This is a genomic window from Schauerella aestuarii (genome assembly GCF_009866805.1).
In the GTDB taxonomy this organism is placed as follows: Bacteria; Pseudomonadota; Gammaproteobacteria; order Burkholderiales; family Burkholderiaceae_B; genus Schauerella; species Schauerella aestuarii.
In genome coordinates this window covers 792,180-815,236 of record NZ_SIZW01000039.1, presented here as the reverse complement: position 1 = coordinate 815,236, position 23,057 = coordinate 792,180, and the positions used below count along the sequence as shown (strand labels likewise).

The 23,057-nt window shown below is 63.2% G+C and carries 20 protein-coding genes, 1 tRNA gene and 2 pseudogenes; 9 read left to right on the top strand and 14 right to left on the bottom strand.

The features are described from left to right. Positions 1-8 precede the first annotated feature (8 nt). Positions 9-1,757: a CYTH and CHAD domain-containing protein gene (locus EYW45_RS06605; RefSeq protein ID WP_161134532.1), complete on the top strand. Its 1,749-nt coding sequence runs from the start codon at positions 9-11 to the stop codon at positions 1,755-1,757. Between the two features lie 94 nt (positions 1,758-1,851). Here EYW45_RS06605 and ftsY read toward each other — a convergent pair whose 3' ends face one another. Then, positions 1,852-2,970, bottom strand: coding sequence for a signal recognition particle-docking protein FtsY (gene ftsY / locus EYW45_RS06600; protein WP_235938948.1), 1,119 nt, complete (start codon positions 2,968-2,970; stop codon positions 1,852-1,854). A 469-nt stretch (positions 2,971-3,439) separates the two neighbouring features. On the opposite strand from ftsY, the pseudogene rsmD reads away from it, so the two are divergent. From rsmD to EYW45_RS06585, 3 genes and pseudogenes are all read left to right on the top strand, one after another. Next, positions 3,440-4,037, top strand: a pseudogene (gene rsmD / locus EYW45_RS06595) (16S rRNA (guanine(966)-N(2))-methyltransferase RsmD). Between the two features lie 19 nt (positions 4,038-4,056). Further along, positions 4,057-4,560, top strand: coding sequence for a pantetheine-phosphate adenylyltransferase (coaD, locus tag EYW45_RS06590; RefSeq protein WP_161134531.1), 504 nt, complete (start codon positions 4,057-4,059; stop codon positions 4,558-4,560). A 112-nt stretch (positions 4,561-4,672) separates the two neighbouring features. After that, a complete protein-coding gene (locus EYW45_RS06585) occupies positions 4,673-4,924 on the top strand; it encodes a YfhL family 4Fe-4S dicluster ferredoxin (RefSeq protein WP_161134530.1) in 252 nt (83 codons plus the stop codon). Between the two features lie 52 nt (positions 4,925-4,976). On the opposite strand, the gene EYW45_RS06580 is transcribed toward EYW45_RS06585, so the two are convergent. The 12 genes and pseudogenes from EYW45_RS06580 to EYW45_RS06525 form a co-directional block, all read right to left on the bottom strand. Continuing rightward, positions 4,977-5,366, bottom strand: a complete 390-nt coding sequence (locus EYW45_RS06580) for an MOSC N-terminal beta barrel domain-containing protein (protein ID WP_161134529.1) — start codon at positions 5,364-5,366, stop codon at positions 4,977-4,979. After that, positions 5,363-8,122 (bottom strand): AsmA family protein, encoded by a 2,760-nt coding sequence (locus tag EYW45_RS06575; RefSeq protein ID WP_161134528.1) that lies wholly within the window; start codon positions 8,120-8,122, stop codon positions 5,363-5,365. Before EYW45_RS06575 ends, EYW45_RS06580 begins: the two co-directional genes overlap by 4 nt. Positions 8,123-8,410: 288 nt before the next feature. After that, a complete protein-coding gene (locus EYW45_RS06570) occupies positions 8,411-8,824 on the bottom strand; it encodes a PaaI family thioesterase (RefSeq protein WP_161134527.1) in 414 nt (137 codons plus the stop codon). A gap of 85 nt (positions 8,825-8,909) precedes the next feature. After that, positions 8,910-10,001 (bottom strand): redox-regulated ATPase YchF, encoded by a 1,092-nt coding sequence (gene ychF, locus EYW45_RS06565; protein WP_161134526.1) that lies wholly within the window; start codon positions 9,999-10,001, stop codon positions 8,910-8,912. An 88-nt stretch (positions 10,002-10,089) separates the two neighbouring features. Beyond that, positions 10,090-10,842 (bottom strand): CPBP family glutamic-type intramembrane protease, encoded by a 753-nt coding sequence (locus EYW45_RS06560; RefSeq protein WP_161134640.1) that lies wholly within the window; start codon positions 10,840-10,842, stop codon positions 10,090-10,092. A 56-nt stretch (positions 10,843-10,898) separates the two neighbouring features. Further along, complete coding sequence (pth, locus tag EYW45_RS06555; protein ID WP_161134525.1) at positions 10,899-11,495, bottom strand: aminoacyl-tRNA hydrolase; 597 nt, start codon at positions 11,493-11,495, stop codon at positions 10,899-10,901. A gap of 104 nt (positions 11,496-11,599) precedes the next feature. Beyond that, on the bottom strand, positions 11,600-12,232 hold the full coding sequence (locus EYW45_RS06550; RefSeq protein ID WP_161134524.1) for a 50S ribosomal protein L25/general stress protein Ctc: 633 nt from the start codon (positions 12,230-12,232) through the stop codon (positions 11,600-11,602). A 123-nt stretch (positions 12,233-12,355) separates the two neighbouring features. After that, positions 12,356-13,306: a ribose-phosphate pyrophosphokinase gene (locus EYW45_RS06545; protein ID WP_161134523.1), complete on the bottom strand. Its 951-nt coding sequence runs from the start codon at positions 13,304-13,306 to the stop codon at positions 12,356-12,358. Between the two features lie 140 nt (positions 13,307-13,446). After that, positions 13,447-13,520, bottom strand: a tRNA-Gln gene (locus EYW45_RS06540). A 4-nt stretch (positions 13,521-13,524) separates the two neighbouring features. Then, positions 13,525-14,466: a 4-(cytidine 5'-diphospho)-2-C-methyl-D-erythritol kinase gene (ispE, locus tag EYW45_RS06535; protein WP_161134522.1), complete on the bottom strand. Its 942-nt coding sequence runs from the start codon at positions 14,464-14,466 to the stop codon at positions 13,525-13,527. A gap of 84 nt (positions 14,467-14,550) precedes the next feature. Next, positions 14,551-15,120 carry a lipoprotein insertase outer membrane protein LolB gene (gene lolB / locus EYW45_RS06530; RefSeq protein ID WP_161134521.1) on the bottom strand — a complete coding sequence of 190 codons (570 nt, stop codon included), beginning with the start codon at positions 15,118-15,120 and terminating at the stop codon, positions 14,551-14,553. Continuing rightward, positions 15,117-17,001: pseudogene (locus EYW45_RS06525) on the bottom strand (tetratricopeptide repeat protein). Before EYW45_RS06525 ends, lolB begins: the two are co-directional and overlap by 4 nt. Here EYW45_RS06525 and mutM point away from each other — a divergent pair. From mutM to EYW45_RS06505, 4 genes are all read left to right on the top strand, one after another. Then, positions 17,000-17,827, top strand: a complete 828-nt coding sequence (mutM, locus tag EYW45_RS06520) for a bifunctional DNA-formamidopyrimidine glycosylase/DNA-(apurinic or apyrimidinic site) lyase (RefSeq protein ID WP_161134639.1) — start codon at positions 17,000-17,002, stop codon at positions 17,825-17,827. The pseudogene EYW45_RS06525 and the gene mutM sit on opposite strands and share 2 nt — an antisense overlap. 156 nt (positions 17,828-17,983) lie before the next feature. Then, positions 17,984-18,940, top strand: coding sequence for an MBL fold metallo-hydrolase (locus EYW45_RS06515; RefSeq protein ID WP_161134520.1), 957 nt, complete (start codon positions 17,984-17,986; stop codon positions 18,938-18,940). 79 nt (positions 18,941-19,019) lie between these two features. Then, complete coding sequence (locus EYW45_RS06510) at positions 19,020-20,750, top strand: FAD-dependent oxidoreductase (RefSeq protein ID WP_161134519.1); 1,731 nt, start codon at positions 19,020-19,022, stop codon at positions 20,748-20,750. 8 nt (positions 20,751-20,758) lie between these two features. Beyond that, positions 20,759-20,953 carry a DUF2783 domain-containing protein gene (locus tag EYW45_RS06505; protein WP_161134518.1) on the top strand — a complete coding sequence of 65 codons (195 nt, stop codon included), beginning with the start codon at positions 20,759-20,761 and terminating at the stop codon, positions 20,951-20,953. 50 nt (positions 20,954-21,003) lie between these two features. Here EYW45_RS06505 and EYW45_RS06500 read toward each other — a convergent pair whose 3' ends face one another. Beyond that, positions 21,004-21,909, bottom strand: a complete 906-nt coding sequence (locus EYW45_RS06500; RefSeq protein WP_161134517.1) for a LysR family transcriptional regulator — start codon at positions 21,907-21,909, stop codon at positions 21,004-21,006. Between the two features lie 127 nt (positions 21,910-22,036). On the opposite strand from EYW45_RS06500, the gene EYW45_RS06495 reads away from it, so the two are divergent. Further along, positions 22,037-23,038, top strand: a complete 1,002-nt coding sequence (locus tag EYW45_RS06495) for a Bug family tripartite tricarboxylate transporter substrate binding protein (protein WP_161134516.1) — start codon at positions 22,037-22,039, stop codon at positions 23,036-23,038. Positions 23,039-23,057 lie beyond the last annotated feature (19 nt).

The following is a 23,057-nucleotide window of genomic DNA, read 5'->3' as shown; positions in this document are numbered from 1 at the left end:
AGGTGATCATGTCGGAACAGGAATTGAAGTTGCACGTCCCGGCAGCCGCGCGGCCCGCAATCGAACGCGAGCTCAAGAAGCAGCGCGACGTGTCGCAGGTGCGGCTGCATGCCCTGTATTTCGACACTGCCGATCGCGAACTGGCCCGCGCGCGCATTGCCTTGCGCCTGCGCCAGGAAGGTCGCGACTGGATTCAAACCCTGAAGGCGCCCGGCGCCGACGCGATCACCCGCAAAGAAGTCAACCACGCCCGGCCCGGCCCGGTGCTGGATCTGTCGGTGTATGCCGGTACCGAATTCGAGGCCGCGCTGTCGCAGATCAAGGGTGAACTCACCCTGCGTTACGTAACCGACGTGGTGCGCACGCTGCGCAAGATTCGCACGCGCCAGGGCGTGGTCGAGCTGGCTTACGACATCGGCATGTTGCGCGCTGGTGCGCTCGAGCTTCCGATCTCCGAGGTCGAATTCGAACTGGTTTCCGGTCAGGTGGCGGCACTCTTCACGCTCGGCCGCACCTGGTTGCAACGCCATGGCCTGGTGCTGGATGCCCGCTCGAAATCCGAGCGTGGCGATGCGCTGGCCACATTGGCGCATGTGCTCGCGCCCGCCGACCCCACCGCGCTGCCCGAAGCCGATGAACGCACCCGCGCCATCGCGCAATTCTGGGCGCCGCGCGGCGCCGAAGGCATTACGCTGAAGCCCGAGATGACGCCAGGACAGGCCTTGTCCGCCGTCACCGCAGAATGCCTGGATCAGATTATCCGCAATACGGCCGTCATGGCCGAGGTCGACACGCTCGGCGTGTATGACGCAGGCCGGGCCGAACATGTGCATCAATTGCGCGTGGGGGTGCGCCGTTTGCGCTCAGCGTGGCGCCTGTTCGAAGGGTTGGCGACGCTTCCCTCCGACGTCTTGCAAGAAGACATCAAGGTGCACTTCTCGGCATTCGGCGCCAACCGCGATCAGGATGTGCAGGACGAGACGATCGCGCCGGTGCTGCGCGAAGCGGGCATGCCCGATTTCGCGATGCCGGGTTCGCCGCCGGCAGAGGATGCACGAACGTTGGCACAGGGCCGTGCGTTTCAGGGCTGGTTGCTCGAGATGCTCGAATGGAGCCTGACGCCGCAACCGCCCTACACCCCCCACCTCGTGCCTACGGCGACTGAGCCGCTCAAAGCCGCAACGGGTGCGGCAGCGTCGATCGCCATTGCGGACGAGGATGATGATGTGGACGCGCCCGCCGCCGCCAGCGGCCAGCATGTGGGCGAACTGGCTGCCATGCTCGCCACCGCCTCAGGCACGGGCAGCGCGCCCGGCGAAGCCATGGTCGTACCGATCATCATCCCCCTCCATCCGGCCACGCCTGCCCATCCGCTGCAAGCGCGGTTGGTGGATCGGCTGCGTCGCTGGCACAAGAAAGTCGTGTCCGACGGCAAGCACTTCGCGACGCTGGCCATCGACGACAAGCACGCCTTGCGCAAACGCGCCAAACGGTTGCGGTACGGGTTGTCGTTTACCGAAAGCCTGTTGCCCGCCTCCCGCCTGAAGGCGTATCGCAAGCAACTGGCGCAAGTGCAGGACGTGTTGGGGGAATTCAACGACCTCGCTGTCGCCCATGAGCGCTATGAAGCGGCTGCGGCCGCCCATCCCGAAGCATGGTTTGCGGTGGGCTGGATCGCTGCACGCCAGGCCGCACTGGTAGAGCGTGCCGAGCACGCCTTTCGCGAGTTGAGCAAAACGCCCACGTTCTGGAAGTGATGCGGTACGGCGGCATCGATATGCCGCCAAACGATCTGAGAAATAAATGGGCCGCTCTAAAGCGGCCCATTTTCGTACGCTGATCGAAGGCCCGTCAGGACAGTCCCAGCAGCGCCTGAGCGAACTCGCGCGCCACGAACGGCTGCAAATCCTCCATGCCCTCGCCCACGCCGATCCAGTACACCGGAACGGGGCGTACGCCTTGGCTGCCCGCGGCCACGGCGGCGAGCGTGCCGCCCTTGGCGGTGCCGTCCAGCTTGGTCACCACCAGCCCGGTCAGATTGAGCGCGGCGTCGAAAGCGCGAATCTGCGCGATGGCGTTCTGGCCCGTGTTGCCGTCGATCACCAGCAACACCTCGTGAGGTGCCGCCGGATCGGCCTTGGCGATCACGCGACGGATCTTCTTGATCTCTTCCATCAAATGCAACTGCGTGGGCAACCGGCCGGCGGTATCCACCATGACCACGCCCATTCCCCGGGCACGGCCAGCATTGACGGCATCGAATGCGACCGCCGCCGGATCGCCCTTGTCCTGCGCGATCACGCTCACGTTGTTACGGGCGCCCCAAGCCACCAGTTGCTCACGGGCCGCCGCGCGGAACGTGTCGCCGGCCGCCAGCAAGACGCTCGCGCCCTGCCGCTGGAAGGTATGCGCCAGCTTGCCGATCGACGTGGTCTTGCCCGCCCCATTCACGCCGGCAATCATCACGACGAGCGGTTGGGCGCGCTTCAGGTCGAAGGGACGCTCGAGCGGCTTGAGATGGTCGGTCAACACATCGCACAAGGCACGCTTGACCCCTTCTGCGTCTTCGATCCGCTCTTTCTTGACGCGGGCGCGCAAGGCGGTGATGAGCTTTTGGGTCGCTTCTACGCCCGCATCGGCCATAATGAGCGCCGATTCGAGCTCTTCAAACAGGTTTTCGTCGACGCTGACGCCCACGAAAATGCCGCCGATGCTCTGCCCGGTGCGCGACAAGCCGCGCTTCAGACGGGTAAGCCAGGAGGCTTTCTTTTCGGCCGGGGCGGCGGCTTCGGCAGCAGGCGTGCCGGGCACTGCGGGGACGGTGCCGACGATCGGCGTGATGCGATCCGGTACGGACGGCACCGATGCCGAAGCCTGTGCGGCGGATGCCGGCGTTGCAGGCAGCGCCGCCGCGGGCGCATGGGCTGGCAGAATGGTTGGCCGGTCGACCGGCGTGCCGGACGGCGCCATCGAGGGCGACACGGCGGTTGCCGGTCGAACTTCTGCAGGAATCACCGCAGGTGCAGGCTCGGCCGGCGGCACATCGACCGTGACCTGCTGCGGCACAATAGCGGGCTGGCTGGCGTAGCTGCCCGTTGCAGGAGCGATCGACGCGCCCGGAGGAACAGTCGCCGGTGAGACAGCCGGCGTTTGGGCGGTATCGAGCGGCGGAATGGTCGGTTCGAAATGCGTCGCCCCGACGTCCACCGCGTCTTCGGAGGCAATCGGATCGGCCGGCGGGGGTATCGCCCCATCCGGCAACGACGGCTCGATACGCGTAGCGGGATCGGCGTACGGCGCAGTACTCTGCGCATCGGCCACGGCGACATCGCCCGACGCAGGCGGAACGCCTTCGGCGGGGTGCTCGACTCCCGGCTGCGGGGCCGGCTTTTCAGCAGGCGCGGCAGGCGGAGGAGATTTTTTCTTGAAGAAGCGGAACATGGGCAAGAAGTATATTCGCATCGTTGGCGGTCAGTACCGCCGAACCCCTATCGAAGTGCTCGATATTGCCGGTTTGCGGCCCACACCCGACCGTGTGCGCGAAACGGTGTTCAATTGGCTGGCCCATTTCTGGGCCGGCGATCTGGCGGGCCGCAAGGTGCTGGATCTGTTTGCCGGTAGCGGCGCGCTCGGCTTCGAGGCGGCATCACGGGGCGCGGCGCACGTGCAGATGGTCGAGCGCGACCCCAAGGCGGTGGCCGCGATTCGCGCGTTGCGCGACAAGCTGGGTGCCACCGCGATCCGCATTCTGCAATCGGATGCCCTCGCCTCGCTCGATCGATTCGATGCGCCTGCATTCGATCTGATTTTTCTCGATCCACCCTTCAATGCCGAGTGGTTGCCTAAACTGTGGGATCGCCTGCCGGCTTTGATGGCTACCGATGGCTTAGTCTATGTGGAGTCCGAAGCCCCCCTTACGCCGGAGGCGCCATTCACACTACTGCGTCAAGGCAAAGCGGGCGCCGTACACTTCCACCTTCTTCGAATTTGCTGCAATGCGCAAAAGGGACAATAATCTGCGCTTCGGAGGAAGGTGACATAAAGGTAGGAGTACACATGATTACAGCCATATATCCGGGCACGTTCGATCCGCTGACGCGCGGACATGAAGATTTGGTGCGCCGGGCAGCCTCGCTGTTCGACAAGGTGGTGGTCGGTATCGCCCACAGCCGCAATAAAAAACCGTTCTTCAATATCGACGAACGCGTCAGCATTGCGCGCGAAGTGCTGGGCCACTACGGCAACGTCGAAGTGAAAGCATTCGGCGGCTTGCTCAAGGATTTCGTACGCGAACAGGAAGGCCAGGTCATCGTCCGCGGATTGCGCGCCGTCTCCGATTTCGAATATGAGTTTCAAATGGCCGGCATGAACCGCCATCTGCTGCCCGAAGTCGAAACGCTGTTCATGACGCCGTCGGAACAGTACCAGTTCATTTCCGGCACCATCGTGCGAGAGATTGCACAACTGGGCGGCGACGTGAGCAAGTTCGTGTTTCCTTCGGTCGAACGCTGGATGCACGAAAAGGCCAGCGAGCGGCGCGAGCAATCCTGGCCGGGCTAACGCCGGCGGGGCTGCCATCCAACCCGATTTGACCAGAGGTCTACAATAGACGGATAGCAGTGTCGGCACGTGCCGCCCTGCTGTCTATGCCTCTTTTTGGTTGGTTTCGATCATGGCCCTTCGAATTACCGATGAATGCATCAATTGCGACGTGTGCGAGCCGCCGTGTCCTAATGACGCCATCTCGATGGGCGAGGAGTTCTACGTCATCGATCCCGACGCCTGTACCGAATGCGTGGGCCATTTCGATGAACCGCAATGCAAGGTCGTATGTCCGGTGGAGTGCATCGAACTCAATCCGCAGTGGGTTGAGGGACAGGATGCGTTGATGGCCAAATATCGCCGTCTGACCGGCAAAGCATAAGCCGCTTTCATCACCGGCCCATTACCCGCGATCATCGCCGCCGCCTGGCGCTTTACCCGCGCGGCCAGCATACCTCGGCCACATCCGGGTGCACCTTCATGATGCCGCACGGCTGGCGCAAGTAGCTCGACATCCACGCGGTGGCAAGTTCGCCCTCATCGACGACATCGATTTCCTGATCGCCCACCATGGCGGTGAAGCGTACGCTGTCGTCGTCTTCGATCACATCCAGCGGAATATCCAGGCGCAGCATGCCGGGCGCACGGATCACGAGATACCCCAATCGGAGTTCGACGGTCACATCGGCGAGCTGTGGAAAATGCGTCTGCGTCATCCACCGCCCGTCTTCATGCACCACCAGCCAGCGCCGGTCGTACGCCTGGGCGCGCTCGTCGGCCACGCTACCGCATTCAACCAACGGGGTGTAGACCACGGGTGTCATCGCTTCAGCAGTCCCTTGAGCGCATTGCCGATCTCCTTGGCGGCCTCGGGCGATGCGCCGGTGTTCTTCTCGATCACTTCGCGCAACTTGTCTTCGGCACGGCCTTTGAGCAATTCTTCGGCAGCGCCCCGCCATTGCACGGCAAACAGCGGCTTTTCGAACGGCCCGGCCACATGGATCGGCACCGTCACGTTGCGCAATTCTTCCAGCCCTTCTCCGTCCTGCCCCGTGAGCGTATTGACCACACGAATCAGGGCCACGAAATCGACCACGCGTGTGACCAGATTGAAGGTCGCAGGACTGCCTTGCGAGATGCGCAGCAACGGCGACGACAAATTGAGGTTTTTGACCGTGCCGATGCCGCGGTCGAACTGAACGTCGGCATCCAGTGCAGTGAAGTCGGTTTGCTGGGCATCGCCGGTGGCCACGCCCACTGTTGGCGAAACCTCGCCCGTGACGACGCGCTTCAGTTCACGCAGCGTTTGCGCGATGTTGATGCCCTTGACCGCGCCATCGCGCAAGCGTGCCTGCAACGTACCGGCCAGATTGTTGGTCATCGCGTAGGTATTGGCGCCCGACGTAGTGAGGTCCAACACGACCGAACCCTTGCCGCTTAATGACGTGCGGCGGGTGAGGTCGTTGAGCAGCGGCTCGATCGAGATGCCGGCGAGCGAGAGCTTTGCCGCAACCTTGTTGTTTTCAGAGGCATTCACCGACACGACGCCGGCGAGTTTGCCTTCGTAAAGCGTGGCGGCAAGCGTGCTGATATCGAGTTTGCCCTTTTCCAGCTTGATGTCGGCACTGACGTCGTCGGCCTTCATCCCACGTACCACAAGCTTGCCCACCTTGATGCTACCGCTCGCCGTGGGGCCCACCAAGGCGCGCAGGTCGATCGTGTCGTCGACGGGCGGCGCTGCCGGAGCCGGTGTGCTCGTCGGCGCGGGGGTCGGTGTTGGCGCGGGTGTGGGCGCAGGGGTCGATGTGGCAGGCGCAGGCGAAGAAGGTGCTGCCGGCGCAGCAGCCGACGTGGACGCCGGAGCCGATGTGGACGCTTGCGCTGGGGCCGCTGCAGCGGGCTTGGCACCGGCCGTAGACGCTGCGCCATTTGCCGCCGCGGGCGCATTGGCTGCAGTGGCCGCATCGGGCGCGGCCGTTGGCGCAGCAGCCGGCGCGGGCGCGGCAGCAGGTGCGGACGGCGCAGCAGCCGCAGGTGCCGGCGCAGGCGTTGCTGCCGGTGCGGCGGCAGGCGCAGGCTTGGCCGTCGAAGCAGCGGCGGCGGCCGGCGGTACGAGCTTGTCCAGATCCAGCACATCCACGGCCAGTGAAAACGCCAGACGCGGCGCATCGGACAATCGGGCGACGTCCGCCGTCAGATCGAACTTACCGCCTTCAAGCACGGCATTGATCTTGGCCGCAGCCTGATCCTTGACCAGATCGGCGCTCAGGCTGCCGATCACCGGGATCTGCAAATTGCCCTTGGGCAGACCAGGATCGGTAATGTTCACGTCGCCACGCAGCGCCGGCATACTGGCCGTGCGTTCCGACAAGCCCAGCGACACCGGGGAAGTAAACGCAAACTTCACCAATCGGTCGTTCTGTTTGAGTGTGCCGTTGAGCTTGGCTTCCTGGATGTCGAGCTCGGCGGCATTGCCGCTGATGCCCGTGAGGCCGAAGTTCGTATCGATGCCACTCGGGCCATCGAGACGCAGCCGGCCGGTAAGCGCATCACCAGCCGCCTTCTCGGGCGAAATATTCAACGACGGTGCATCCAGCGCGAGCTCGAACGGCCCACGTTCCATCGCGCCGCGCGCGCGCACTGCCAGACGATCGATCTGCAGCCTGCGCTTGAATGGATCGGCCACCAGACGAGGAATCGAGACGCTGGCGTCCACGCCCTTCATCGCCAGATCCGGGCGCGTCACATCGCCCTGGAACAGCAATTCGAGGCCCGCCACATTGAGCGACGACGTTTGACCATTGAAGGCCACGTTGCCGCGCGCGATCAGGCTGGTGGCCTGCGCGTCGGGCAATTGGCCGGTAATCCGCATATCGAGCTTCTGCGCGGAATATTCCTTCGCGGCCGGGTTGAGCATCAACATGCCCTGCCCCGTCAGATTGGCATCCATGCGCGGATTGCCGCCTTCGAGGTGCGCATTCAAATTCACGTTGAACGGCTGATTGAAGGTGATGCGGCCGGTGCTCGCGTTAAGCCGATTGATCGTGATCGCGCGGCCAGTAATCTGATCCTGCAGCACCAGATCGCCCTGCTGCAAATCCATGCCGGCGATATCGATCTGAAAACCGGAGTTCTGGTCGCGCGGCGCGTCGGCGGAAGCGGACTGCGACATGTGATTGTCGGCACCCACCAGATTACTGAAATTGAATTGCCCGGTTTTGTCGCGAATCACCCGGGCCTTGAAACCCGTGACCGCCACGTGATCGACCACGAGATTGTCGGACAGCAGCGGCCAGATCGCCACGGCAAGGCGAGCGCTCTCGACCGAGGCGAACGTCTCGTCGCTATTCACTTCCGACAGCGACACGTCCTGCAACGACAATCCCAGGCGCGGGAAGAGCGACAACTCGATGTCGCCTTCGATCGCCAACGTGCGCTGATAGCGCGTTTGTATGAGCTCTTCGAGCTTGTACTTGTATGCGTTGGGATCGAACGTGAGGAGGAATATTGCCAGGCCCACGATCGACACCAACATCAGAACCACAAGGCCTATCAGTATTCGCTTGATCCACGTCTTCATCGTTGCCTCGTGGGTACCTCGATCAGTATTGTGCGGGAGCGGCGCAGAACAGAGGCGCCTAAGGAGCGGTGCCCGGGCCGCACATTACGTGCGCGCGCCTGCAAGCCGCTGCGAAGGGCCTATCGTATCAAATTGAGGGGGTCGGTTTGCGCCAGCCCCGGCATTGGAAGTGACTAATTTGTACCGCAATGTGGCGCAACGCCGTTGAAAGCAAATGACGTCAGGTTATGGGTTCGACCCACACCGCCGCAAACGGTTCCGCACAATGCGCCGCTGAGCGCTAGCCTATTACCAAAGCACCATCTGCGTGCAACGAAAGAGCGCCGTCTTCTTGCCTTGATCGTTGAACACTGCCGCGGACCAGACCTGGGTATTGCGTCCCAGATGCTCGGCCACCGCTTCGGCCCGAAGCACACCGCCTTTCGCCGTACCCAGGAAGTTACTTTTCAACTCGATGGTGGTGAAGTTCTTGGCGCCTTCCGGCAAATGGGCGATGGTGGCATATCCTGCGCTGGTGTCGGCCAGGAGAATGACCGTGGCGGCATGCAGAAACCCGTTAGGCGCCATCATCCAGGGCTGAAGCTCGATCTGCGCCTCCAGACGTCCTTCGTCGAACGCGGTGACCTCGAAGCCGTAATGCCCGGGCAGACGATCCGCGGAACGGGCGTTCAGATACTCGAGGGTGATATCGGGGCGAAGCATGCGTCTCATCCTGGTGATGGTGGAAGACACAGTTTATCGCCTGCACCGCCGCCATTACCCAGGCGACGGCCCTGAACGCCTAACCTTAAACGTTGAACAGGAAGTTCATCACATCGCCGTCCTTGACGATGTATTCCTTGCCTTCGGCGCGCATCTTGCCGGCTTCCTTGGCGCCCTGCTCGCCCTTGAACGCGATGAAATCCTCATACGCGATCGTTTGCGCGCGGATGTACCCGCGCTCGAAGTCGGTATGGATCACGCCGGCGGCCTGCGGGCCGGTGGCGCCGATCGGCACGGTCCAGGCGCGCACTTCCTTCACGCCAGCGGTGAAGTAGGTTTGCAGGCCGAGCAGCTTGAATGCGGCGCGGATCAGTCGGTTCAGGCCCGGCTCTTCCATGCCCATGTCGGAAAGGAACGCGACGCGGTCTTCTTCACCCAGGTCCACGATCTCCGACTCGATAGCGGCACAAATAGCCACCACAGGCGCGCCGCGCGACTTGGCGAATTCGGTCAGGCGATCCAGGAGCGGATTATCCTTGAAGCCGTCATCGCTCACGTTACCCACATACATGGCGGGCTTGGCGGTGATGAAGCAGAGCTGGGCGATATCGGCGAGCTCTTCCTTGGTCAATCCCAAGGCGCGGATCGGCTTGGCTTCGTCGAGTTGCTTGATGCATTTCTCGATCACCGTCACCAAACGCTGGGCATCCTTGTCGCCCGAGCGCGCAGTCTTCGAGAAGCGATGCAGGGCCTTTTCGGCCGTCTGCATGTCGGCCAGTGCCAGTTCGGTTTCGATGACTTCGATGTCCGCAATCGGATCCACGCGGCCGGCCACGTGAATCACGTTGCCGTCTTCGAAGCAGCGCACCACGTTGACGATGGCGTCCGTTTCGCGGATGTGGGCCAGGAACTGGTTGCCCAGGCCCTCACCCTTGCTGGCGCCCGCCACCAGGCCGGCGATGTCCACGAATTCGACCGTGGCCGACAGGATGCGCTCGGGGTTGACGATTTCCGCCAGCTTGGCCAAACGGGGATCGGGCACCTCGACCACGCCCACGTTGGGCTCGATCGTGCAGAACGGATAGTTTTCCGCCGGAATGCCCGCACGCGTAAGCGCGTTGAAAAGCGTCGATTTACCGACGTTGGGAAGACCGACGATGCCGCATTGCAATGCCATGAGAAAAATCCATCGAGATAAAGATTGAGCCGGGCAGTTTAACGCCTGCACCGGCGAATGAGATTCGAGCGACCTCGGGCGCGATGCCCTAGCCGCCCAACGCTTCTGGCGAGACGACCTGCATCGCCAGGAACAGCAACAACAATGGCCCGCCGTTATAGAGGGCGTGCAGCACGATCGAGGCGCCGATACCGCGTCGCATCCGCACCCAGCCCATCACCACGCCGGCCGCAAACTGCGGCAGCACCAGTACGGGCATCATCCACCAGGCAATCGCGCCCAGCTTGAAGTTCGCGAGGTGCAAGGCAGCAAACCCGAGCGAAGCGCCGTAAAACACCCAGCCAAAATGCTTTCGGTACAGCCGTCGCCAGCCATGCACCCGCACGCGGCGCACAGGCCCTTCCCGCAGCGTCCAGAATGCCACGAGGATGGCGATCGCCATCATCCACACGGCCCAGGTCTGCGGACCTTTCACCATGGCAAACGCCGCAATCGGCAGCAGCCATAACGCCTGCAGCGGCCGCCGCAGGCCGTAGCGGAACGTGAGTTCCTCGACGAGCGGTGCCCACAGGAAGCCGGTGAACCAGGGAATATTGTTCATATCCAGGCGGTGGGTGCTGCCGCCGGCCGATGCGGCCTGCACGGCCAGGGGGCCCAACACGCCCGCGTTCAACAGCCACAGCACGGCCGCCCAGGCCAGCAAGCGGCGCCACGCCAATCCCGACACCGCATCGGCCACGCCGATCGAGCCCGCATGACGGCCCGGCCGCCGCGGGCCGAGCGACGGCTTGCGAATGAAACGCCACAGATCGACCACGTCGTCGCGAAAACGCGCGCCCAGCGGCCTTGAAGGCGGCCGCTCGGGTGCCGTCGGCTGCACCGATTCGCCCGGCGTATTCACTTCACGCCGCCGTCGGCCAACTGCCGTGATGCCCGGGCAAAATCGCCCAGCAAGAACCAGGTCATCACGGCGCGGCACCGATCGATCACGCGATCGATTTCCGCCTGTTCTTCACGCCGCGGCGGATGCAGGACGAAATCAGCCACTTGCTGCGCCAGGTTCAACGTGCGCGGATGACCGATGCCCAAGCGCAAGCGCCAGAAATCGGGGCTGCCGAGCGCCGCCTGGATATCCTTCAGGCCATTGTGACCGGCATGACCGCCGCCCTGCTTCATCTTGACTTGGCCCGGCAGCAGATCGAGTTCGTCGTGCAGCACCAGCACCTGTTCGGGCACGAGCTTGTAAAAGCGGGCCAACGCGCCCACGGCCAGGCCGGAGCGATTCATATACGTCATGGGTTTGAGCAGCAATACGTTGTCGCCGTCGACGCGCGCCTTGGCCACCGCACCGGAGAATGCTTTCTCGACGGTAAACGACGCCTTCAGATCGTCGGCCACGTGGTCGGCGAGCCAGAAGCCGGCGTTATGCCGCGTGGTCTCATATTCCGCACCAGGATTGCCTAGTCCGACGATGAGTCGTATCGGTGTCGACATGCTGAACCCTTGTCCTGAAACCTCAAAAAAAGAACCCTGCGCATGCGAATCGCGCACGCGCAGGGTTCGTTCGATCCGCCAGTTTAAGGTGGGGATCGCGTCTATCAGGCCTGCGGCGCGTCGGGCGCGTCGTCGCCTTGAGCCGGAGCGGCTTCGTCTTCTTCGATCTCTTGCGGACCCTTCACGTTGGCCGAGGCCAGGATCGGGTCGGTTTCAGCGCCGTGGGGGACGTACGTCACGCCGTTCGGCAGCTTGATGTGCGAGAGGTGCAGGGGTTCGCCAACCAACAGGTTGCCCAGGTCCACTTCGATGAACGGGGGCAGGTTCTTGGGCAAGCAAGAAATTTCCAGTTCGGTCACGATGTGCGTCACGACAGCAGCGTTGAGCTTGACGGCCGGCGACGATTCTTCGTTGATGAAGTGCAGGGGCACCTTGGTGTGCAGAGCGGACTTGGCATCGACGCGTTGGAAGTCAACGTGCAGGACCAATTGGCGATAGGCGTGCCATTGGACCGAACGCAGCAGAACCTGCTCGCTCTTGCCTTCCAGTTGCATTTCCAGGATCGACGAATGGAATTGTTCCTTGCGCAGGGCGTGGAAAATTTCATTGTGATCGAGTTCGATGTTCTTGGGCTCGCTCGTTCCACCGTAAACGATGGCGGGAACGCGGCCAGCGTGGCGCAGGCGGCGGCTCGCACTCGATCCCTGTACGCTACGCGTAGTGGCATTGAATTTCATGGATAACTCCAAACAGTGGACACCGTGATCTGGCGTCCGATTAGCGACACGGCGGGCAACATGCCCGCCGTCATCTGAACGTGCCGCCGCGACCAGCGGCACGCGCAATTCTGAAAGCTTTACTTAGTCGACGAACAGCGAGCTGACCGACTCGGCGTTCGAGATACGCAGAATGGTCTCGCCCAGCAATGCCGCGCACGACAATTGGCGGATCTTGCCGCACTGGGCAGCCTGGTCCGACAACGGAATGGAATCAGTAACGACGAGTTCGTCGAGTTCCGATGCCGCAATGCGGTCGACCGCGCCACCCGACAACACGGGGTGCGTGCAATATGCGTACACGGCGCCGGCGCCGCGCTCCTTGAGCGCCTGGGCAGCCTTGCACAGCGTACCGGCCGTGTCGACCATGTCATCCATGATCAGGCACGTGCGGCCGTCGATCTCGCCGATGATGTTCATCACTTCCGACACATTGGCACGCGGACGACGCTTGTCGATGATGGCCAGGTCGGCCTCGAGCTGCTTGGCCAATGCCCGGGCACGCACCACGCCGCCGATATCGGGCGACACCACCACGAGATTCGAGAAATTGCGGCGCCAGATGTCGCCCAGCAAAATCGGACCGGCGTAGATGTTGTCGACCGGAATGTCGAAAAAGCCCTGGATCTGATCGGCGTGCAGATCCATTGTGAGCACGCGATCGACGCCGGCGACCTGCAGCATGTTGGCCACGACCTTGGCCGAAATCGACACCCGCGCCGAACGCGGGCGGCGATCCTGACGCGCATAACCGAAGTAGGGAATGGCGGCGGTGATGCGGCCGGCCGAAGCCCGGCGCAAGGCATCGACCATCACCATGACTTCCATCAGGTTGTCGTTGGTAGGCGCACAGGTGGGCTGCAGCACGAACACGTCTTTGCCGCGCACGTTCTCATTGATCTCGACCATGACTTCGCCGTCCGAAAAACGGCCGACCGTCATCTTGCCCAAGGACATGTCCAGATGGTTGACCACGTCGACGGCCAAACGTGTATTGGCCGTCCCGGTGAAAATCATGAAGCTGTCGTTTGGCATGAGCGGTGCTGCTGTCGAGTGAAAAGGCGCGGCGCGAGAGACGCCGGATTTAATACGTACCAACAAAAAAAGCTGCTGAACCGGGCCAGTATCAGACGGGCATGTTCAACAGCTTTTTTTAATATTTTTATGAATTCGGGCTGGGGAGGAAGGATTCGAACCTTCGCATGCTGGAATCAAAATCCAGAGCCTTAACCAACTTGGCGACTCCCCAACAATCAAGCAATCCAATACCGCAACGGATGCTCGTCAAGACCGGAGCAGGACTGCAGCAACCTGAATCGGGCGGCGGCATACACATCATCTGTGCTTGCCCTCCCGCTTGTCCGGCCAGGTGAGATTGCAGAACCTCGACTTGCGGCACGCATTGTAGCGGCAATTTCCTGCTCTGCCAAAACGGCTGTTGCGAAAGAGGGATATTCGGCAAACAAACACGCACCGGAACCCGACATTCGCGCAGCCACTCCCATCTGTTTCAGGGCTCGCAGGGCATTCGAGACAGGCTCAAAACGCTTGCAAACCACCGGTTCCAGATCATTCCGACCGAAGTCAGAAGTGGGCCGTGCAAGAAAGTCCGCTATTATGATCATCGGCGAATCCCTTGTCAAATCGGGGTCGCTAAAAACCGACATTGTCGGCACGGAAGCGTCGGGTTGCGCGATCACATACGCCCGTTCGGGCAACGTCACAGCGGTCAGTTTTTCGCCCACGCCTTCGGCGAATGCCGACTGCCCGAAGATGAAAACCGGCACATCTGCGCCCAGCGGCAACGCCAGCGCCATCAAGGCTTCGCGCGACAAGCCCGTGTTCCACGCCCGGTTGAGCGCCATCATCACGCTGGCCGCATCGCTCGATCCGCCCCCCAGCCCGCCCCCTGCCGGGATGCGCTTGACCAGGTCGATGTGCGCGCCCTGCGTGCAGCCGGTCGCGGCCTGCAGGGCCCGTGCGGCCCGCACGCAGAGATCGTCGTTTTCAGCCACGCCAGGCAGATCGTAGGCGCGCGTGATCTGCCCATCGCGGCGCACCTCGATATGCAAGGTGTCTTGCAGATCGATGAAACGGAAGACGGTCTGCAGCAAGTGATAGCCGTCGGCGCGACGGCCCACCACATGCAGGAACAAATTGATTTTGGCTGGCGCCGGGATGTCGTAGAGCGTCACGGGTGCAATTCAAACGAAACGCGCCGCAGGATGCGGCGCGCGATACAAAAAACAGACCGGCGCGATACGCCGTCCGCCATGCAATCAGGGCGCGTTGACGACGAGGCGAACCACAACCCGACGACCATCGACGCGGCGTTCGAGCACAAGCAGTTGCGGGCCTTGCGCGTCATAGCGCGACAGGTTGGCTTGCCAGCCGCCCTGTTGGAATGATGTGGGACGATTTTGCGCGTCGCTCTGCAATTGCGTGGCGGCGGGCTGGCGCGCCGTACGGCCGCGCAGCCAATCGCGCATGCCGGATACCGGCACCGGGCTGCCCAGCGCATCTTCGGCCAAGGCATCGGGATCGTCGGCTTGTAGCACCTCGCCATTGGCACGCGTGAGCGTCGCGCCGCGCGCCGTGCCCTCGACGCGGGCCTGGGTCGACCCAAGCGGATTGGTGAGATCCAGCACGTACCGATCGCCTTCGTCGAGCCAGGAGAAACCGCCTTGCACCGCATCCTGCTTGCCGTCCGGCTCGGTCACGGTGAGGGCGAAGCGCCCTACCCGGCTGAACTCATCGGCGCGACCCGAGCCGCCGATACGATCTGGCGTCACGCACGCCGCCAACATCAGGCATAACGCGCCTGCAATCGCTACCCGCCAACCCTTCATAACTTCACACCCAAACGCTGGATCGTGTCGTTGAGCGTTTTATTCGTCGAATCCTTTTCATAGGCGCCCTGCAGCAGCTTCTGCGCTTCGTCGCGCTTGCCGTCCACCCACAGCACTTCGGCCAGGTGAGCGGCGATATCGGCCTCGGGGCGAAGCACGTAGGCTTTGCGCAGAAAGTCGATGGCGGCAGCGTTATCGCCCAGGCGGTACTTCACCCAGCCCATGCTATCCATGATGAACGGGTCGCCGGGCTTGAGTTCCATGGCGCGACCGATCAGCGACTGCGCTTCGGGCAGGCGCTTGTTGTTGTCGGCCAGCGTGTAGCCCAAGGCGTTGTAGGCATGCGCATGGTCAGGGTCGAGCGCGATCACTTCGCGCAGCAGCTTTTCGAGCTGGTCGAACTTGCCCTGGCGCTCGACCGTCATGGCGAGTTCGTACTTGATCTCGACGCTATCGGGAATGGCGCGATCCGCATCGGACAGCACTTTCACGGCAGCGTCGAGCTGATCGGCATCGCGCAGAATCTGCGCCTTGGCCAGCACACCGATCACCCGCTCGTCGTCATCCAGCGGCTCGGCGGTGTCGATCAAGCGAACGGCCTCGGCCACGCGGCCTTGCTTGGCGCGAATACCGGCCTGACGCACGGTGGACGAATAGCGCAACGAGGGATCGTCGATCTGGTCCAGCTGCGCCACGGCGTCGTCATAGCGGCCTTGGTCTTCTGCAATCTTGGCCAGCATCGCATGCGCATCGGCAGCCGCTGCGCCCGCGTCGCTCGCGCCCGGCACAGTGGCCTGCTCGCGTTGGTTCTGCACGCTCAGATATTGCTCGAGCAACGATCTGGCCTGATCGGCGCGACCGGCCTTGTAGGCCACTTGCGCCTGCAGCGACAGCAGATCGAAGTCTTCCGGCGACTGCTTGGACATCGCCTGCAGCTCGGTAAGGGCACCGTCGTAATCGCCGGTGTCGGCCAACTGACCAGCCAACATCAGCCGCAACTTGCGCGCATCGGGATGCCGGGCGATATACGCCCGGGCATCGGCCTGAGCACGGCCCGGATCGGCAACCATGCCGTATTCGAGCAGCCGCTGCGCCGCTTCCTCCGAGTTCGGGTCCACCCGCAAGGCATTGCGCGCCTCGGCCAGCGCACGTGGTGTATCGCCACCCGCCTGCGCCACATCGGAAAGCGCCAGGAATGCGGCCGGCGATTTGCGCGCCGTCGGGCTCAAGGCCTGGTCGAGGATCTGGAACGCGATGCGCTTGTCATTCAGGCGGCTCAACACGGCCAGCGCCTGGCCGATGGCGGCCGGCTTGTCCTTGGAGGCGTCGATCCGGACGCGCAGCGCTTCGGCCAAGCCCTCGGTCTGGCCATTGGCGGCCGACAAGGCGAGCTCAGTCGAATTGGCTTCGATATCGTTGGGCGACAGGCGCGACCAGGCGCGCGAGGCTTCGAGCGCACCGCGCAGGTTGCCGCCAGCCAGGAAGAACTCCAACCCGCGGCGGGCAAGCCGTGGATCGCTGGTGTCGCGCGACAGATTGACCATCGTGGTGCCGGCAACACCGAGCATGCCGCGCTGCGCCGCGATTTCAGCGCTCACCACACGATAGAACACATCCGAGGTCAGGGTGACGAGCGGCAGTTGCCCCGAACGCAGGCGGATGACTTCCGTCTCTGGCTTTTGCGTCTTGGGACCCATCCGGGGACCGGTAGCGTCACGCGGCCGGCTTTCGGCGGCGTGCAGGGGTGCGCTGTGTATTCCCACCAGGGCTACAAACAGCGCGGTCAATCCGATATTCAAGAGTTTCTGCGACGACTTCACGCGGCCCGTCCGGTTGATGGCACAATCAGTACATACATTGGATGATCTTACACTGGCTCATGCCGGAACTGCCCGAAGTCGAAACGACCCGGCGTGGAATCGACGCCGTGATGACAGGCCATCGCCTGTCCCATCTCGTTATCCGCCACCCGCACCTCCGTTGGCCCATACCGCCCGAACTGCCTGCCTTGCTGGCGGACCAGACGGTGCTGGCCTGCGAGCGCCGCGGCAAATACCTGCTCTTGCGGTTTGCCCACGGTACGCAAATTGTGCACCTGGGGATGTCGGGCTCGCTACGGCGGGTGCCCGCCGACGAGCCGCCGCGACTGCACGATCATGTGGATTGGGTGTTTCCGCATGCCATCTTCAGGCTGCACGACCCCCGGCGCTTCGGCGCGGTGCTGTGGCACGACGCCAAAGCCGGACCGATCGAATCGCATCCCCTGCTCGCGCGCCTGGGCATCGAGCCCTTCGATCCGCGCTTCGATGCCAAGTGGCTGCACGACCAGTTCAAAGGCCGGCGCGTGGCCATCAAGCAAGCCCTCCTGGCCGGCCATGCCGTGGTCGGCGTGGGCAATATCTACGCTTCCGAGAGCCTCTTTCGCGCTCGCATCAACCCGCGCACACCCGCGCAAAAGCTGTCGCTTGCGCGCTGCCAACGATTGTTCGAAGCTATCCGCAGCACGCTGCTCGACGCGCTCGCTTCGGGCGGCAGCACCTTGCGCGACTATGTGGGCGCCAGTGGTGAGCCCGGTGCCTACTTCACCATCCACGCCGCGGTGTACGAGCGCGATGGGCAGCCCTGCCGCGTTTGCGAAACGCCCATCAAGCGCATCGTGCAAGGCCAACGGGCGACGTATTACTGCCCCAAGTGCCAACGGGTATAGCGCAGCAGCAGTACTGCCCGGCAGGGCAGCGGCCAAAAGGAACTATGGCGGATCTCCTCACAATTCGTTTATAACGAACGTATTGCACTAAAACGAACGCAAGACTATAGTGATCTCGACCGCCCCTGTAGAGGCGACCGTCTGGAGACACCGTTCATGACCAAGAAATTTGCTTCGCACGCCGACGTCGAAGAGAAAGTCGTCTCGTTCGAAAAGCTTTCGGATAACGCCTATGCCTACACGGCCCAGGGCGATCCCAACACCGGCATCATCATCGGCGACGACGCCGTCATGGTCACCGACACGCAAGCCACGCCGGTCATGGCGCAGGACGTGATCCGCCGCATCCGCGAAGTCACCGACAAGCCGATCAAGTACGTGCTGCTCTCGCACTATCACGCGGTGCGCGTGTTCGGCGCGTCGGCCTACGAAGCGCAGGAAATCATCGCCAGCCGCGACACGTACGACTTGATTGTCGAGCGCGGCGAGCAAGACAAGGCCAGCGAGATCGGCCGCTTCCCCCGCCTCTTCCGCGCCGTTGAATCGGTACCCGATGGCCTGACGTGGCCCACGATGACGTTTTCGGGCGAGATGACCGTCGATCTCGGCAACCTTGAAGTCAAACTCATGCAGGTGGGGCGCGGCCACACCAAGGGCGACACGATCGCGTGGCTGCCGGATCAGAAGATCCTGTTTGCGGGCGATCTGGTCGAGTACATGACCACCCCCTATGCGGGCGATGCCTATTTCCGCGACTGGCCCGCCACGCTGGACAACCTGGCCCGCATGGCGCCATCGCAGTTGGTGCCCGGCCGCGGTCCGGCGCTCACCAACCCGCAAGACGTGCAGCGCGCCCTGGCCGGCACGCGCGCGTTCCTGACCGATCTGTACGGCAGCGTCTATCAAGGCGTGGCCGACGGCAAAGACCTCAAGACCATCTATCGCGAAACCTATGCGCTGATGCAGCCGCGATATCGCGACTGGGTGATCTTCGATCACTGCATGCCGTTCGATGTGACGCGTGCCTATGACGAAGCCACCGGCCATGACCACCCGCGCATCTGGACCGCCGAGCGCGATGTCGATATGTGGCAGCAACTCGAAGGCGCTTAAGCGCACACGATCGACCCGTTGCGCGTGACCGTCCGGCACAGGACGGCGCGCGAGAACAAGCCCACACCGGAGACAAATCGTGGGAGACATCGACTATCAGCGGCTGGCGTTCGCCTATCGGCGCCACGCCGATCAGGATCGCGCGCCCGCGGCACCCCATCCCGTGGTCGTGGTGGGCGCAGGCCCCGTCGGCCTTACGGCGGCGATCGACCTGGCGCAACAAGGCGTGAAGGTCGTTATGCTGGATGACGACGACCGGTTATCGACCGGGTCGCGCGCCATCTGTTTCGCCAAGCGCACGCTGGATATCTGGGATCGCCTGGGGCTGGGCGAAACGATGACGCAAAAAGGCGTGTCGTGGAATGTCGGGCGCGTGTTCTTCCGCGACCAGGAAGTGTGGCAGTTCGATCTGCTGCCCGAATCGGGCCATCGCCGCCCGGCCTTCATCAATCTGCAGCAGTACTACGCCGAAGGCTATCTGCACGATTGCGCAAGCCGCCACCCCAATATCGACCTGCGCTGGAAAAGCAAAGTCGCCAACGTGACCCCGCATGCGGATCACGTCACGCTCGCAATCGAAACACCCGACGGCCCCTACACGCTCGACGCGCAGTGGGTTGTGGCGTGCGATGGCTCACGTTCGCCGATTCGAAAAGCGATCGGCCAGGAAAGCCGCGGCCGCGTCTTCCGAGATCGGTTTCTCATCGCCGACGTGAAGATGACGGCAGACTTCCCCACCGAGCGCTGGTTCTGGTTCGATCCGCCCTTTCATCCCAATCAATCGGTATTGCTGCACCGGCAGCCCGACAACGTCTGGCGCATCGACTTTCAGTTGGGCTGGAACGCCGATCCGGTAGAGGCCGTCAAACCCGAGAACGTGATGCCCCGCATCCGTGCCTTGCTGGGCGCCGACGTGGACGTCACTCTCGAGTGGGTAAGCGTATACACCTTCGCATGCGAACGCATGGATGCGTTCAGGCATGGCCGCATATTGTTTGCGGGCGATTCGGCCCACCGCGTGTCGCCGTTCGGGGCGCGCGGCGCGAACAGCGGCGTGCAGGATGCCGACAACCTGGCGTGGAAGCTCAAGCTTGTGCTGCAAGGCAAGGCGCCTGCCACGCTGTTGGACTCTTACGCGTCCGAGCGCGAATTTGCCGCTGACGAGAACATCCGCCATTCATCGCGCGCGACCGATTTCATCACACCCAAAAGCGAAGCGAGCCGCGTGCTGCGCAATGCCGTCCTCAATCTTGCCAAGCGGCATGTGTTTGCACGCGCGCTGGTCAATAGCGGACGCCTCTCCACCCCCACCGCCTATCTTCAGTCCGAACTGAATACACCGGACGCGGCGCCCTTTTCTGCGGCGCGGGTTGCCCCTGGCGCAACGGCACTCGACGCACCTGTCACCTTGCCCGACGGTACGGCAAGCTGGTGGCTCGACGCGCTGGGCGGCCGCTTCGTGCTGGCGCACTTTTGCGGCGACCGTGCGCCCGATGCCGCAACGTGGGCGCGGTTGCAAGCCGCTTCCGCACATGCGGTGCCGCTGGACGTCGTGCTGGTGTTCGACACCGCGCCGGCATGCGCGCAGGCGCCTGCCGGTGCCACCTGCCGCATCGACAGCAACGGTCTCTTGCGCCAACGCTACGACGCCGAGGCCGGCACCGGCTACCTGATCCGCCCCGACCACCACATCGCGGCACGCTGGCGAACGCTGGATGCCCGACACGTGGATGCCGCGCTGGCGCGAGCCACCGGACACGCGGCCGCCGTGGATGTCAGGCCAGCGTCGGCTGCAGCCATTGCTCTGTGAGAACCCTCATGCCATTGCAACGCGAACTCAATCTTGCCGCACCCGACGATTTTTATGAGACGCTCATCGACACGCACCGGGATTTGACCCCGGCGCAAAGCGAAGAGCTCAACGCCGCATTGGTGCTGCTGCTGGCCAATCACATCGGCGACATGGCGGTGCTGCGTGAGGCATTGAATGAAGCCCGAATGTCGGTGGTGTGACGCGATCGAAGGTGTGAGGCGCGGGACATCACCGCTTCGATGTGCGCGGCTCACACATTCAGTCGTGTTCGCATGACGCGCGTGAAGGTTTCGGCAAAACGATCGATCGTCTCGACGTCGCGGCGGCCCGCCCGCGTAATCACGTAGTAATCCAGATCGACGCGGGGCACGAGCGGCGCGAGGTGAACCCGCCAGCGCTGAGCCGCCACCCCTGCAAACGACGGCACGATCGCTTCTCCCAACCCTGCTTCGACAAGCGCGAGTACGGTCTCGAGATGCGTGACCGTGCGGCGGCGCGCAACGTCCTCAGGGCGGCTTTGCGCATGACGATCCGCCAGGCGTTGAATGGCATTGTCGGCCGGCAATGCGATCAGCTGCGACGACGCGACATGCGCCCATTGAACGGCGCGCCGCCGACGTGAATCCCCCATTGCGCCGTGCGGCTGAGCGAGCGCAAGATGTGCCGGAAAGATCGCGCGCCGCTTTACCCCGGCCACTTTGCCGAAGAACCCGCCAAAGCCGGCGTCGAGGGATCCGTCCTCCACGCCCCGCTGTATCAAGCCACGATCGAGGTCCTGCATATCGACGACCACATCGGGAGCTTCCTGCGCGAAGAGGCTGAGGATCTCGGGCATCACGCTGCTTGCGATCAGCGGCGTGACGCCTACGCGCAGCGCATTGCGCGCGCGCTCGCCCGATTGCGTCAGCCTTGAAAGGGCATGGCCCAGCTCCGCGACCGTGCGCAGGGCAATGGGCAGCAAGGCCTGTCCTTGCGCGGTGAGCGTTACCGCGCGCGTGCTGCGCTCGAACAGTCGGCATCCCACGCTGTCCTCGAACTCTCGCACCATCGCGCTGAGCCCGGCCTGGGTGACGTGCAATTGCTCCGCAGCCTTCGTGAAGCTGCCGTGCTCGGCCACGGCCAGGAAACCACGCAACTGCCGATACGAAAAATTCATCGCGCAATAACAAATATTGGTTGTTAATGCATTAATTATCGTGGTTTTACTTGTTTATCGCTTTGCGCTGCAATAACGAGGAGCGTCCCACCCATGATGGACGCCGCAAACATGGATGGAGACTCCCATGACGTTCCCCTTCTTCAGTTCCCGCCGCCTGCGCGGCATCGCGCACGTCGCGGCAGCATTGGCGGTAAGCGCTTCGATGATGCCGGTTGCCGCCCACGCTGCCGATACTTTTCCCTCCAAACCGATCACGCTCGTCGTGCCCTTCCCACCCGGCGGGCCGACCGATAGCAGCGCGCGACTGTTCGGGAAAGTCATGGCCGACGCGCTGGGACAACCGGTGATCGTCGAAAACCGCGCGGGTGCAGGCGGCACCGTGGGAACGGCCGCCGTGACGCGCCAACCTGCCGACGGCTACACCCTGCTTTGGGGCGGCACCAGCAGCATGGTCGTGGCCCCGGCGCTCTATCCCGATCTGCAGTACGACGCCATCAAATCGTTCACACCCATCGGCATGGCGGTGCGTGGCCCACTCATCCTGGTGGGCCGCCCGGCGCTGACTGCCCAAACCCTCCAGGACGTGCTGCGCGAGGGTCGCAGCAAACAGGCAACCGTGGCCTCGGCCGGCAACGGCTCCGTCGGCCACCTGACCGCCGAGCTGTTCAAAAGCGAGAGCGGCGTCGATATGCTGCACATTCCTTATCGTGGCGGTGCACCGGCCATGAGCGATGTGATGGGCGGTCAGGTCGATTATCTCTTCGATACGGTCACGCTGCTGTACCCCCAGATCGCTACAGGCAAACTGCGCGCCTTTGCCGTCACCGGTTCGCAACGCTATGCGAAATTACCCGATGTGCCCACCGTTGCTGAAGCGCTCGGCAAGCCCTTCGAGGCCTACTCCTGGTTCGGGTTGCTGGCGCCCGCGGGCACGCCGGCGCCTGTGGTGGCGACCTTGACGAAGGCCTTGGCTAGTGGCGCCAAGGATCCCGAGGTCATCAAACAGATGAACGCCCTGGGCCTGGAGCCCGTGGGTGGATCGCCCGCCGACTTCGCCGCATCGATCCAGACCGACCTCGCCAAATGGGGTCGGGTGGTCAAGCAGGCCAACGTCAAACCCGAATAGCACCAAGGACGCCGCAGTC